This window comes from Virgibacillus aidingensis (genome assembly GCF_010994035.1).
In the GTDB taxonomy this organism is placed as follows: domain Bacteria; phylum Bacillota; class Bacilli; order Bacillales; family Amphibacillaceae; genus Virgibacillus_N.
Window position 1 is genome coordinate 30,776 of record NZ_WIXN01000021.1, and the last position, 12,681, is coordinate 43,456.

A 12,681-nucleotide genomic window follows, 5' to 3' on the forward strand; every position below is an offset into this window, starting at 1 on the left:
CATGCTAATATAGATAAATAGAAAAATGCGGAATAAAGGAAGTGTGCAAATTGTCGTTATCAACCAGAATTTTTGTGGCATTAGGTGCAGGTGTTTTATTTGGTGGTTTACTGAATCTGCTTGCGCCGGGCTGGGTGGAGCCGCTTGATCAATATCTATTGCAGCCTGTCGGAGATGTATTTTTACGCGCTATTCAATTAATTGTCGTCCCGCTCGTATTTGCCGCCTTGATTATGGGAATTACGCAATTAAGGGGAAAGGGATATATTGCCCGATTTACAACAAAGTTAATGAGCCTTTACGTAGTGACATCAGCTGCCGCCATCATCCTTGGACTGGCAGTGGCATTTATCGTCCGGCCGGGCAGCAATGCGGAGGCTATCAATACAGGAGACGCAGCAGCCGCTGATCAAGGGTACTCTCTTGTTGAGTGGCTCGTAAGCATTGTGCCTTCCAATCCGTTTGAAGCATTGGCATCAGGAAATCTATTGCAGGTCATTGTCATTGCCGCTCTGGCGGGTACAGCGATTAATCTGCTGAAGGATGAGCAAACCCGGCCATTTTTGAATGTCGTGGAAAGCATGTACGAGATTGTGCAGAAAGTCCTGCAGCTCGTATTGAAAATTGCACCATTCGGGGTTTTTGCCTTGATTACATCTGTGGTGGCCACACAGGGTTTTGGCATTATCGGCAATCTGGCCGTGTACATCCTAGGTTTGATTTTAGCAATTATCCTGATGATCGGTTTGTATATATTGATCTTATTTTTCGCCGGTGTAAAACCGAAGATATTTTTCAAAGGGTTTGCCTCGGCATTTACATTGGCCTTCGGTACCGCAAGTTCCAATGCAGCTTTGCCCCTTGCCTTGAATGGCGCACAGAAGGCCGGGCTGCAAAGTGATTTATCCGGTTTTGCCATTCCATTCGGTACCGCGCTGAAAAGAGATGGCGCGGGAATTTTACAGGGATTTAACGCAATTTTTGTTGCACAGTTATTTGGCATAGATATTACGATTGAACTGGTGCTTGCCGTTTTCCTGAGTGCACTGCTCGTTTCCTTTAGTACAGCCGGTGTGCCCGGTGCAGGAATTATCATGATGACAACGGTGCTTACTGCAGCAAACCTGCCGCTGGAAGGCATTGCCATTGTCGCCGGGATAGACCGGGTGACAGAAGGATTCCGTACATTGCTGAATGTGTTTGGCAACACAGCAAATGCCAGTCTCCTGCAACAGTGGGAAAATCGGCGCGATAGAAAGATGCAGAAAGGATAAAGTATAGTTTAGCATTTCATAGATATGGACAAATGAGCTTGTAATTGCGGGTAAGCGTCAAATAACTTTCACCTGGAAGCAGGGGGGATTTGACGCTTTTTGTTTTGCAGAAAGCTGATATCCAGCAAGTCCAGTATCAAAATTGCTAAATTCTATTGAAAGATATTCAGCCACGGACATTAAAATAGTAATATTTCACAGCAAAAGTGGACAGAATGATAAAGTACTAATTTTATATTTTTCGTAGCAAAGAAACCTGAGAAAGGGTTATAAAGATGATTGAATTCATGAAAGAAATGCTCATTATCCTTGGGAGAATAGTAACGATTATACCTCTACTGCTGTTTATGACCTTATTTATGGGAAAACGTGCGATTGGCGAATTACCTGTATTTGACTTTTTAATCATCGTCATACTTGGCGCACTCGTTGAAGCTGATATTGCCGACCCGGAAGTTAAACACTTGCCTACTGTACTGTCAATTATTTCCATCGCTATTTTTCAGCGCATTGTAGCCAATTGGAAATTATCCAACCGAAAAATAGGCAGATTACTGACATTTGAACCTACCGTGGTAATTCATGACGGGAAGCTGCTCGTGAAAAATTTAAAGGAGATCCGTTACTCTATCGATAATATTCTGCAAATGCTCCGGGAAAAAGGCATATTTGATTTGAATGAAGTACAGACGGCAGTAATCGAAGCAAACGGGGCGTTAAGCGTATTGAAAAAAGCACCTAATATTGAAGTGACACGGGAAGATATGAACATCACAAAGGCGACGTCTTCGCTATCTATTCCTGCTGTTGTAGAAGGAAACATATACGAGGACGTGCTGCAGGATGTAAATGTAGATGCATCATGGTTAAAGCAGCAATTAGCCAACCAGGGAGTGGATGATATTAAGGATGTTTTTCTCGCCTCGATAAATCGAAATCTTGAACTTCATGTTTCTTTAAAAAATGAAAGCAATATAACCATTCCGCAGATAAAACACTGACACTGACAGAGGATTTATTTTTAAAATTCAACCTGACCGGCAGCTCAGTTCCCCGATGAACATAAACCCGGCGTCCGGTCAAGTACTCACCGTTCCTTTAATCATCTTCATACTAACGAAAAATATCCACAGCATGAAAAGCACCCCAACTATTTCATTCAAATTATGCATGCTTTGTTCTCCCTGCATAAGAAAGAACCAGGCAATCAAATAACCTGCAATCATTAAGCCGCCTGTAAAATAGCCGAACACACTTACCCTCTTCTTATGTAAAAATTTAGATAAGCCTATGGAATGGAGGATAATCCAGGCCGCTAAAAGCAGATTGGCAATGATATAGATGCTTACAGACAACCCGCCCTGAAGCATGGACCAATCATATAATAGTGTTGCAAACTGACGGCTGTACATATCTTCACTTGAATTAAACAGATTAAAAGCATATTCCACTGTCACAGCCTGCAGCATCAGTGATAAGCCGTATAAAGCAAAGCCAAAACAGCCTGAAATGAGAGCTATGGTGTTTCTTAACCTAAAGTATTCTATATTTTTAAAACAGATGAATAGTCCAACAGGTATGGCAATAGAGAGAATCATGATGAGTGATTTACTTCCATGGTCCATCCCCAAATAACCTGGAAACGCACTATAATATGCGATGCCGTTTTCTGCTAATGTGTTGTCTTCATTCATATTAATGGGGTTAGAAAGACTGAAAACAATATTTATAATCATCCAAACTGCGATGACAGTAATATGCAATACCCCTATCCAGCCAATTACTCTCAAAAAAAAATACCTCCTGACATCTAAATTTCAACGGTTAAACCTTCCGTTTCCATACTATCCAACTCGGCATTATCGTATAGCCGCCGGTATTTCTCTGAATCCTGTCCTGATATTTCCTTTTAAGATGGAAATTTTCAGCGCCAGTCATTCTTCGCCACAAATTTACTTTCAGTTTACCATATTTCACTAGGTTTACGTGCCCTTTTTTAAAATATTCGAACCTTAATAATACCTGTGCCAAACATCACGTGCGAAAAGCAGTATACGCTGCTCTCCTGATTATTTTACTCATGCTTAAAACGGACTTCTTATCACACTGCCTACATGCTCATTTAATAATAAACGCAGCGAATAACTATTTATTTTCCCTCAAATAACTTCCGCCACAATAATTTGCACTTTACAATAGTGTGTGTCATACACTATAATGAATTCAGGAGCTGATGATATGAGCGATGCACATGAACACATTGACAAATTAATGCAGGAACTAAGGCGGGGAACCATTACCATTGGGGCGCTGAGTCAGCTTGATGCACCTCAATATGGGTACTCTCTGGTAACTATATTAAAAGAAAAGGGGCTTCAAGTGGAACCGGGGACGTTATATCCCCTGTTAAGAAGACTGGAAAAACAGGGTTTTTTGGAAAGTAAATGGGATACGAACGAGACACGGCCAAGGAAGTATTATTTATTAAGTGATACTGGAAAAGAAGCATTGGGTTTATTGCTTAAAGAGTGGGAAAGCATTGTCACAAGTATGAATGATTTAATAAAAGGGGAAACGGGTGAAGAAAATGGAGATGATTGACCGGTATGTATATGCAGTTACGAAGCGTCTGCCGGAAACACAAAGAAAAGATGTTTCCGATGAACTTTACGGCTTGATTGAAGATATGCTGGATGAACGTGTACAGGGCAAAAACATTACGGATAACGATGTGGAGGAAGTATTGCTGGAACTGGGATCACCAAGGCAGCTGGCACAAAAATACCGCGGAACAAAAAAGTATGTCATTGGGCCGGAATTGTATGATATGTATATACTTGTGCTGAAAATAGCTTTGATTTCGGTTGTGGCAGGAACCACTGCTGTTTTCGTCATCCAGGTCATTTTAAATCCGATGAACACGCTTGATTATTTTATCGATTACATTGTTTCTTTCTTTACTGCCATAATCCCGAATGTCATTGGCTGGACCACATTGAGCTTTGCTTTTGCGGAATATTTTAGTGAAGGCAAGTTATCAGGTGAACTGTCAAAAGTTACCCTGGATAAAGAATGGCATCCATCAAACTTGGCGCCTATTCCTGACCCGAAACGGCGGATTAATCCGTCTGAACCAATTATTGCCATCGTCGTTAGTGTGCTGCTGATCGTGTTTTTTGCTGCGTCTCATGAGTATTTCGGCATTTGGATCTACCAAAACGGGGAAATGGCCCATGTTATTTCCTTTTTGAATGAAAATGCATATAGTTCCATTTTGATTTTAATTATCCTTTTTATTGGATTAATTATTGTGAAGGAATCACTAAAGCTGTTTTACGGCAGATGGACAAAAGCCATGCTTATTTACACCGCTATGCTCAATGTAATTTCCATTGGACTCATTATAGTTCTGGTATCCGGAGAAAACCTTTGGAACCCAAGCTTTATGAATGAACTTGTGCAGTATAACGTGGTAACAAGGGGAACAGATGCATTTCGGACGGCTCAGATCATATGGGAGCAAGTTACCTTCTGGACATTGGTAATCCTTGTGATGGGGTTAGTCTCGGAAATAATTAAAGGATTAATCAAGGTCAGGAAACAAAGCAAAAATTAACGCTTAGTTGTATTGTTATTTTTCAGTGACAGCAATGCCTAATTGCTCCAGCCTTGTTTCTGCTTCTTTAGCTAGAAATTGATAGTTTCTGCTGCCGGAACAGCTGCTCATTATATGTTGAAGGGCTTGGGCATATGCTGTTTCCAATGCTTTACCTTGCGTTGTCTGTATATCCGGAGTCACGCCTTTTCCTTCCCAATTTGTTTGAGTAATGGGATTAATTGCTTGGCCATCAGGAATAAATACACTAAAGTTTCTCGTCAATTGATGGACAGTACCTGGATTAGCCCCTCCTTTAGTAGCTTCTCCGATAATGGTTGCACGTTGCAAGTTCTTCAGGTTATAGGCAAACTCTTCAGCACCGGAAAAGGTTTCCCGGCTTGTCAGCACGTAAATAGGGTTATCCCCGTACCGTTTCCCGGGAACATAGGATAAAGTCCAGGACTGGCTGAAGAAATCGTTTTGCCTAGTGTAAAAACTGCTCAGATGAAAAGGTGCACAATCAAATAAATAACTGATGAGAAAGGCTACCATGGAGGGACTGCCTCCCCCGTTATTTCGCAGGTCAAAAATAAGTGCCTCCGTATTCGCAACCAGGTTCATCGCACTTGCAGCAGTCTCCGCAGCAAATTTTGGGTCATGGAACTCCCGGAGATCGATATACCCAATATTTCCTTGAAGTCTCTCTACTTTATGAAATCCGAAATTGTTGATCCTGGCCTGCAGCATCCGTTTCTCCATTTGTTCTTTGTCACTAATCACCTGGTCATTGGATCCTGCTTTAGCTGTGTAAGTTAATTTCAAATGTTTGTCATTGCTTATCTTCTGAAGGTCTCTTGTAACTTGCCCACTAAAAGTTTCCGGATTTTTAATAGCTTCATAGTCTTTTCCCTCCAGTCTGTGTTCCAGGTATCTTGCTGTTTCTTTTGCAATATCCGGGAACACATAATGTTCTTTCAGCAATTTAGCTATGGAATAAATAATCCCTTCAGTATCATGCACCCAACCATTCCTGTTTTCAGCCTGCATATGAAATCATCCCCTTTTATGAAAATGCATTTACTGTAATCGAATGTGTATATTCTCAGATCAGGTTATATTGCCTCCTGCCCTTGCCAATTCTGCCCCTTTATTCTTTTAACGGAGTAAAAATAAAAAACACCGCCAATCATCCAAAAGGGTTCCCAGAAAACCAGCCTCCAGAACGTCGCATAGGAATCCAAATCAAATTCCAATACCTGAAATGCACTCAATGAAATCGTTATAAAATTAAGAAACCCATATAAAAATAAGAAGACTCCTGCAATTTTCATGACGAAATACAGCATGCCGGTTATGAAAGGCTTTTTCCATTTTCTAAACAGCATCCAAAATAATACCAGGCCAAGCAGTTTAATGACACCTGTAAGCCATACGATCGCTATAAAAGAGGGAGTAGGATCCAGGGACATTTCATAAATTGACCCTCCCAAAGACCTGACACCAGCCAGCCCTCCCATTGCCCAATAAAAACTCATCCCTGCAAAAATCAAAGTCCAAATAATACCTAAAGTAATGAATAAGTTATTTCTCTTCATTAGAAAGGTCTCCCCCTTTATAGAAGCTTTCTCCCGATAAGAGTTCGATTCTCCTAAAATATACCTGCCATTTCATTATTAATGCTGCTTTAATATCTATTTTGTCTGCAGCAGATTTTCCATCAACGTAGAAAAATCGTCCGCACTAAAAGCATGAGACTGGTCGGTAATGGCGCTGCGCATACGAAACCCGTAGGAAATCAGCATGAACAGCTCTGCTGCTTTATCTGCATGAACAGATAACGGGATGACTCCGGCATTCTGTCCTGCTTTAATCCATTTTCTTGCCAGCTGCAATGCCTGATCGTAAACGTTATTAATAATTTTGCTGACATCCGGCTGATCGTTCTTTGATAGCAAATAAAGAAAGATTTGATTCGTTGCCTCCCGGGGATCCTGCAGTGATGGCAATTTTTTTACGATTTCCTTTAAAGGGCCATCAAACTCCTTTTTTCCCTGGCTTACTTCAGCCATAAAGCGTTCATTGGTTTCTTCCATCCATTCCTCTAAAACCAATGCCAAAAGTTCATCTTTGCTTTTTACGTAATGGTATATGGCTCCTTTGGAAAGCTCAGTACGATTGATAATATCGTTCACGGTCATATGCGTGCACCCTTTTTCCTGAACTAAAGCCCTCGTTTCATCCAATATGATCTGTTTTGTATTTCTTCGCTGTGTTTCACGGTCCAAGATATTTCACCCTTTAGTTAATAATAAGCTTATTATTGCATACCGACCGGCGGTTTGTAAACAGTAAATTAAATTACTATTTTTTCATGGTCTATGTGGTCCTGAACAAAATAAAGGGGCATTTTCACGTACGACACTTGCTAATCCTATTGGAGGCGTGTACTTATTGTTAGTTTAAAAGTATACTGATAAGTAGTGTTAAAGAATGGGCAGATAACCAGAAATCTGCGGCTTGCCGAATCTATCTTTTAATATAGAAGGGGTACCAGAAAAATGATATTGCTTTTACTTACTGTAATTTATTGTGTAATAACACAGATGGTGAATATAACCTATCTGCCTGCTCTGGGAATTTATTTAATAGGTTTATGTGCTGTCAAAGGAGTTTTTAGTGAGACATTAACAGATGTTTTTAATTTCAAAAACACAAAGGAATTATACGAAATAAACGGGTTTAAGGACTCTCTAATGGAACTGTTGTCTTTACTACTGGTTTTTATTAATTCATATTTAATAGACTACGAGCCTTTTTCTTTATTTGAGTTTATGTTTTTATTTATTACTATTGCACTTGCATATCGCTATATATTCTGGGGCATTACCCGAACAATCAGGGAAAGAGCATCGTAAAAAACGTATGTATTCTATAAACTAATTTTTGCATTAAAAACGCAGTTGAGCACCTTGTCACGGGCTGTTTATTAGACTTTGTTTATCAATTACGCCGTTCCCTTGAACCTTTTGACTCTTTTTTGCCTCCATCAATTAAAAGGGGCGGTAACTTTATCATACGTGCATAAACTTCTAGCCGAGGAGATGCCGGCTTTCCCCCTTAACTATACGTCTTTTGGCTTTAAAAGTGTTATAATACAATTAACTTAAAAAAAACAAAGGAGTAATCTTATGCCTAAAATTATAGATCATAATGAAAGAAAAACACAAATTGTTGAAGCAACATTTGATGTTATTTATCATTATGGTTTTGAAAAAACTACATTACGGGAAATTGCCAAAAAAGCCGGATTATCCTTAGGCGCTGTTCAGCATTTCTTCCCAAAACAAAAAGATATATATACCTTCGCAATGGACGTCATTTTTCAAAGGTTTGAACAGAGAATGCAAAAGGTTGAACAGAAAGAAGAAGATGTTTTCGAAAATGCCGTCAATATGGCAAAACAAATTGTTCAAGTTCAAACAGAAGTAGAAAGAATGGAAAATGATATATGGGTGAAATTCACCTTAATGGCAACAATGAACCCGGAATACCAGGAGCTTAAAGAAAATTACCGGAAAGTAAACCTTAATTTTGCAAAGAACATTATAAGCATGCTTTATCATAATGGATATCTTGCAAGTTCCATCCATATCGAAGACAAGGCACTCTCGTTAATTATATTCATCACGGGCTTGACATTTGAATCCGTCATTTATACCCAATATTATAATGAGCAGGTGGTTGAACAAAAGGTTAGAGAATATTTAACGGGGATCTGCAAAGTGCAGCATGCATAAGTAAAAAGCTCTACAGCAATTGGCTGCAGAGCTTAAGGACTAACTCTCATTAATTCCATTATAAAGGCTCATCCACCTTACCATTAGCAAAACATACATAAACAATTTAAATTACATACGAAAATCCCAAACCTTAAAGAGAAAAAACAAATGTAAAGTTCCAAGGCGGAACCTCACATCCAACAATTCGCCGTAATATAAAGCAAACACAAAACTTACTTAAAAAACATCCACCTTCCCCACCGAACCCCTTCATAAAGAACGGAATCCGATGAAGACCGCAACACGCCCGGCCGCCATGGATAAGCTGCAGCTGCAGTCATGTTGCTTCTAAGGCAGATGTATTAAACATCCTGAAGTTCACGTATATTGCTTCCTACTTAAACCAATTCAATGGCTTAGGCTTTAAATTACGGAAAATATGCTTGATTTCCTGATATTCTTCCAGCCCTGTCTTCCCGAGCTCCCGGCCAATACCGGATTGCTTGTAGCCGCCCCATGGTGCCTGCGGGAAGTAAAGGTTCACATCATTGATCCAAACCGTGCCCATGCGCATTTTGGCTACGAACCGCTCTGCTTTTGCAATATCATTTGTAAAGACTCCGCCGGAAAGTCCGTAAATGGAGTCATTAGCCAGCTGGACAGCCTCTTCCTCTGTCGTGAACTTTTCTACGGTGATGACCGGGCCGAAACCTTCATCCTGCACCACACGCATATCTGTCGTGCAATCTGTTAACACGGTCGGCAGGTAGAAAAATCCGTTCTGCAATTCAGGATTATCAGGAATCCCGCCGCCTGCCGCAACTGTTGCACCTTCCCGCTTCCCTTTTTCAACATAATCGATCACTTTATTTAAATGCTCTTTCGAAATAAGAGGCCCCATTTGCGTTGACTCCTCGAAACCACTGCCAAGCCTGATCTTCTTAACGCGTTTGACCAATGCATCAACAAATTTATCATGAATGCGTTCTTCCACAATCAATCGTGTGCCTGCTGAACAGACTTGCCCGGCATGGAAAAAGACGGCATTCATCGCCTGGTCAACTGCTGTATCGAAATCAGCATCAGCAAAGATCACATTAGGGTTTTTTCCGCCCAGCTCAAGTGCCAGTTTCTTCACATTTGAGCTTGCAGCCTGCATAATTTTCTTTCCTGTTTCAAGTCCGCCGGTGAATGAAACCAGATCTACATCCTCGTTCGAAGCCAGTTCTTCTCCAACGGATTTACCAGGACCAAGCACTAAATTGACTACACCCTTTGGAACGCCAGCTTCTTCCATTAATTCGAATACTTTAATCGATGTCAGAGGTGTAATTTCACTTGGCTTCATAACAAGTGTATTGCCTGCCGCCAACGCAGGCGCCAATTTCCATGATGCCTGCAATAAAGGATAATTCCATGGTGTGATTTGCGAACATACACCAATAGGCTCCCGTACAATTTTACTGGTTGAATTCGGGATCGGTGAGTTGATCATCTCCCCATCCGCTTCTTTATCAGCTAGTTCCGCGTAATACCGGAAAACAGCAGCGATATCATCCATATCAATAAGGCTTTCCGCTACCGTTTTACCCGTATCCAGGGATTCGAGATCAGCCAGTTCTTCCCGGTCACGTTCGATCAAGTCAGCAATCTCATGAACTACTTTGCCGCGTTCTGTGGCTGGAATGGCGGCCCAATCATTCTCGTTAAAAGCTTTTCGGGCTGCAGCAATCGCATGTTTGGCATCATCTATGCTACCTTCTGAAACGGTTGCGATGATTTCCCGGTTGTAGGGATTGATAATATCACGTACGCTGCCGGAACTCGACTCTACCCATTCACCATTGATAAACATCTTTTTTGCTTCCAACGAATTCACTCCTTTTTCCTTGTACTGGGTTGATAGGCAAGCAGCCCACTTAAACCTTCAAATTGTTTTTATACGAAAGATTTGAATAGGTGATTTTTGCTATCATCCATCTTATCTTAGTTATTGTTTAGCCACTCAGGGTTATTGTCCAGCCACTGTTGAGCTATTTCTTCGGCATCCTCGCCATTATCGACTTTAGTGATCATTTCTTCCATATCAGCAATGCTTACTGTCCAATCTTCCAAAAGTTCATAGGCTTCAGGCGCTTTTTCTTTTACATCCTTATTCACAACAGGGTGAACTGAACTTCCATTAAAAAATTCAGGATGCTCTTCATTCGTCAGTATTTTTAAGTCCATATCGTTAAACATGGAGTGGGGTTCCCAGCCATATAATAAAATCGGCTCATTATCATCTGTACCTGCCTTAGCGGCAGCAAGCATAGCCCCCTCAGAAGAACTTATTAATTCAACATCAAGCTCATATGCATCTATAAGCTCCTGTAATTCATCCATCGCGGGGTCGCCATCTTCAATGGCGATTAGCTCATTGTTAACAATTTCTTCTTTACCAATTAAATCTGCAACATCGTTGATATCTTCCATATATTCCGGAACAACCATTCCTGCATTTGCATCTTCATAAATCGGTGCTAATTGCTCGATGGTATCCGAATATTCCTCCAGGTATTGTGTCTGTTGTGGATACCATGAGTCCATATAAATATCAATTTCTCCATTTGCCAGTCCGGCATAAATAACTCCTATATCTGCTTCTTCTACTTCAATGCTATAGCCCATATCTTCCAATATATCAATGACAATTTCTGTGGGCGGGATCGTGCTTGTCCAAGTTGTCAAGCCCATGACCAATTCCTGATTCTCTTCATTTTCTGCTTCATTTCCCTCTTCTTCCTCGGCTGCACCGCACCCGTACAAACCTATTGATAATAATAGGACTGTTATCATTACAAGTACTTTCTTCATTACAAAAACCATTCCTTTCAATTATTGCCGTAAATTATATTTCAAACTTATCAGGTCTATAAAATAATGACAGTCATTTCGGATTTATTCTTTCACCATTACACCCTTAAGTTACTTTGTTTCTAATTTAATACCCCATGACTATAAAGCACTCTGTACACATCATTATTTATCCTTCCAATAATCGTCTCCTGCTTCGTCAAGCCATTGGATTATATAATCATTACCTATCCGTGATACACCCAATTCTTTAATGTAATAAATACATTCATCCAGATTTTTGGGATTCCCGGAAGCTTTTATTTTAATTCTGTCACCCACAATCTCACGCATTGCTTTGACATTGTCAACTCCTGTGTTATCGTAGGGCTCTACCATTTCATCCGTGTACCCCGCTTCTCCAGTGCCGTCATATCCCACAGCAAATCCCGTGGCATTTTTTACATAATCGGCTCCTGAATCAATTACCAGCTCACATGCTTTGACTAACTCCTCTCTTTTTTTAAGATGAGGGGTCTCAATAATCACTTTAACAACACAGTCACTTCTTTTATTTTTTGCTGCTGCGACAATTTGTTTCAGTTCATTTAACACGTAGTCATAGTCACCGTCTTTAAAGCGGGCTATATTCATAACGACATCCAGTTCATTCGCACCATCATCAATCGACGCTATAGCATCAGCAATTTTGGCCTCAGTTGTTTCAAAACCCACAGGAAATCCGACTACACCGCTGATGTTCGCTTTGTCCCCTATAATATTTTTTGCTGCTGCAACGTCCGTCGAGTAACAGCATAAACCGGCAAATCCGTATTTAATCACTTCGCGGCTTCGTTTTTCTATTGATTCCTTACTTCTGTTCTGCCATAAAATAGAATGATCTATTGTTTTGCAAAACTCCGCTTTATTCATATTCAATCATCCTTTTTGTACTTTTCTTGGCTGCCAAGATTCTGATCCAATACATTTAAATGTTTGTGTAAGGATAATATCAATATCCCTGACCAGCAATTATTATAATACACTTGACTTATAAAAACAAGGAAGCACATTTTATTTTTGAATAGATCAAGTTAAATAAGCACAAACAATACGATTAGCGCATATAATCCCTTTCAATTTAACAATGAAATTTAGGTGAAAATATAAAAAGAACTCTACATCCGCCTAGAGT

13 protein-coding genes are annotated in these 12,681 nt (G+C 40.2%); 6 read left to right on the forward strand and 7 right to left on the reverse strand.

Annotated features, from left to right (window positions below):
* Positions 1-50 precede the first annotated feature (50 nt).
* A complete protein-coding gene (locus GHD25_RS15750) occupies positions 51-1,274 on the forward strand; it encodes a dicarboxylate/amino acid:cation symporter (protein ID WP_164218589.1) in 1,224 nt (407 codons plus the stop codon).
* Positions 1,275-1,549: 275 nt separating this feature from the next.
* Positions 1,550-2,275, forward strand: a complete 726-nt coding sequence (locus GHD25_RS15755) for a DUF421 domain-containing protein (RefSeq protein WP_205601374.1) — start codon at positions 1,550-1,552, stop codon at positions 2,273-2,275.
* 78 nt (positions 2,276-2,353) lie between these two features.
* On the opposite strand, the gene GHD25_RS15760 is transcribed toward GHD25_RS15755, so the two are convergent.
* Entirely contained in the window at positions 2,354-3,064 is a 711-nt protein-coding gene (locus GHD25_RS15760) for a hypothetical protein (protein WP_164218591.1), read from the reverse strand.
* A 448-nt stretch (positions 3,065-3,512) separates the two neighbouring features.
* On the opposite strand from GHD25_RS15760, the gene GHD25_RS15765 reads away from it, so the two are divergent.
* Both GHD25_RS15765 and GHD25_RS15770 read left to right on the forward strand, forming a co-directional pair.
* Positions 3,513-3,875, forward strand: a complete 363-nt coding sequence (locus GHD25_RS15765) for a PadR family transcriptional regulator (protein ID WP_164218593.1) — start codon at positions 3,513-3,515, stop codon at positions 3,873-3,875.
* The gene (locus GHD25_RS15770; RefSeq protein ID WP_164218674.1) at positions 3,862-4,890 is read left to right on the forward strand and encodes an HAAS signaling domain-containing protein; all 1,029 of its coding nucleotides are present in this window, start codon (positions 3,862-3,864) and stop codon (positions 4,888-4,890) included. The genes GHD25_RS15765 and GHD25_RS15770 overlap by 14 nt, the downstream gene beginning before the upstream one ends.
* Before the next feature lie 15 nt (positions 4,891-4,905).
* Here the strand turns inward: GHD25_RS15770 and GHD25_RS15775 are convergent, their stop codons facing one another.
* The 3 genes from GHD25_RS15775 to GHD25_RS15785 form a co-directional block, all read right to left on the reverse strand.
* On the reverse strand, positions 4,906-5,919 hold the full coding sequence (locus tag GHD25_RS15775) for a S41 family peptidase (RefSeq protein ID WP_164218595.1): 1,014 nt from the start codon (positions 5,917-5,919) through the stop codon (positions 4,906-4,908).
* Between the two features lie 65 nt (positions 5,920-5,984).
* Positions 5,985-6,467 carry a DUF3995 domain-containing protein gene (locus tag GHD25_RS15780; RefSeq protein ID WP_164218597.1) on the reverse strand — a complete coding sequence of 161 codons (483 nt, stop codon included), beginning with the start codon at positions 6,465-6,467 and terminating at the stop codon, positions 5,985-5,987.
* Positions 6,468-6,563: 96 nt separating this feature from the next.
* Positions 6,564-7,157, reverse strand: a complete 594-nt coding sequence (locus GHD25_RS15785) for a TetR/AcrR family transcriptional regulator (protein ID WP_164218599.1) — start codon at positions 7,155-7,157, stop codon at positions 6,564-6,566.
* Positions 7,158-7,430: 273 nt separating this feature from the next.
* Between GHD25_RS15785 and GHD25_RS15790 the strand changes: the two genes are divergently transcribed.
* Together GHD25_RS15790 and GHD25_RS15795 are read left to right on the forward strand one after the other, a co-directional pair.
* A complete protein-coding gene (locus tag GHD25_RS15790; RefSeq protein WP_164218601.1) occupies positions 7,431-7,787 on the forward strand; it encodes a hypothetical protein in 357 nt (118 codons plus the stop codon).
* 273 nt (positions 7,788-8,060) lie between these two features.
* Positions 8,061-8,669 (forward strand): TetR/AcrR family transcriptional regulator, encoded by a 609-nt coding sequence (locus GHD25_RS15795; RefSeq protein ID WP_164218603.1) that lies wholly within the window; start codon positions 8,061-8,063, stop codon positions 8,667-8,669.
* 376 nt (positions 8,670-9,045) lie between these two features.
* Here the strand turns inward: GHD25_RS15795 and betB are convergent, their stop codons facing one another.
* The 3 genes from betB to deoC form a co-directional block, all read right to left on the reverse strand.
* A complete protein-coding gene (gene betB, locus GHD25_RS15800) occupies positions 9,046-10,506 on the reverse strand; it encodes a betaine-aldehyde dehydrogenase (RefSeq protein WP_462943884.1) in 1,461 nt (486 codons plus the stop codon).
* Positions 10,507-10,637: 131 nt separating this feature from the next.
* A complete protein-coding gene (locus GHD25_RS15805; protein WP_240452391.1) occupies positions 10,638-11,507 on the reverse strand; it encodes a glycine betaine ABC transporter substrate-binding protein in 870 nt (289 codons plus the stop codon).
* A gap of 165 nt (positions 11,508-11,672) precedes the next feature.
* On the reverse strand, positions 11,673-12,419 hold the full coding sequence (deoC, locus tag GHD25_RS15810; RefSeq protein WP_164218607.1) for a deoxyribose-phosphate aldolase: 747 nt from the start codon (positions 12,417-12,419) through the stop codon (positions 11,673-11,675).
* Positions 12,420-12,681: the final 262 nt, after the last annotated feature.

Bases quoted from the DNA above. Each gene is read 5' to 3' on its own strand.
- GHD25_RS15755 (WP_205601374.1), top strand. From the start codon at position 1,550: ATGATTGAATTCATGAAAGAAATGCTCATTATCCTTGGGAGAATAGTA.
- GHD25_RS15765 (WP_164218593.1), top strand. From the start codon at position 3,513: ATGAGCGATGCACATGAACACATTGACAAATTAATGCAGGAACTAAGG.
- GHD25_RS15770 (WP_164218674.1), top strand. From the start codon at position 3,862: ATGGAGATGATTGACCGGTATGTATATGCAGTTACGAAGCGTCTGCCG.
- GHD25_RS15775 (WP_164218595.1), bottom strand. From the start codon at position 5,919: ATGCAGGCTGAAAACAGGAATGGTTGGGTGCATGATACTGAAGGGATT.
- GHD25_RS15780 (WP_164218597.1), bottom strand. From the start codon at position 6,467: ATGAAGAGAAATAACTTATTCATTACTTTAGGTATTATTTGGACTTTG.
- GHD25_RS15790 (WP_164218601.1), top strand. From the start codon at position 7,431: ATGATATTGCTTTTACTTACTGTAATTTATTGTGTAATAACACAGATG.
- GHD25_RS15795 (WP_164218603.1), top strand. From the start codon at position 8,061: ATGCCTAAAATTATAGATCATAATGAAAGAAAAACACAAATTGTTGAA.
- betB (WP_462943884.1), bottom strand. From the start codon at position 10,506: ATGTTTATCAATGGTGAATGGGTAGAGTCGAGTTCCGGCAGCGTACGT.
- GHD25_RS15805 (WP_240452391.1), bottom strand. From the start codon at position 11,507: ATGAAGAAAGTACTTGTAATGATAACAGTCCTATTATTATCAATAGGT.
- deoC (WP_164218607.1), bottom strand. From the start codon at position 12,419: ATGAATAAAGCGGAGTTTTGCAAAACAATAGATCATTCTATTTTATGG.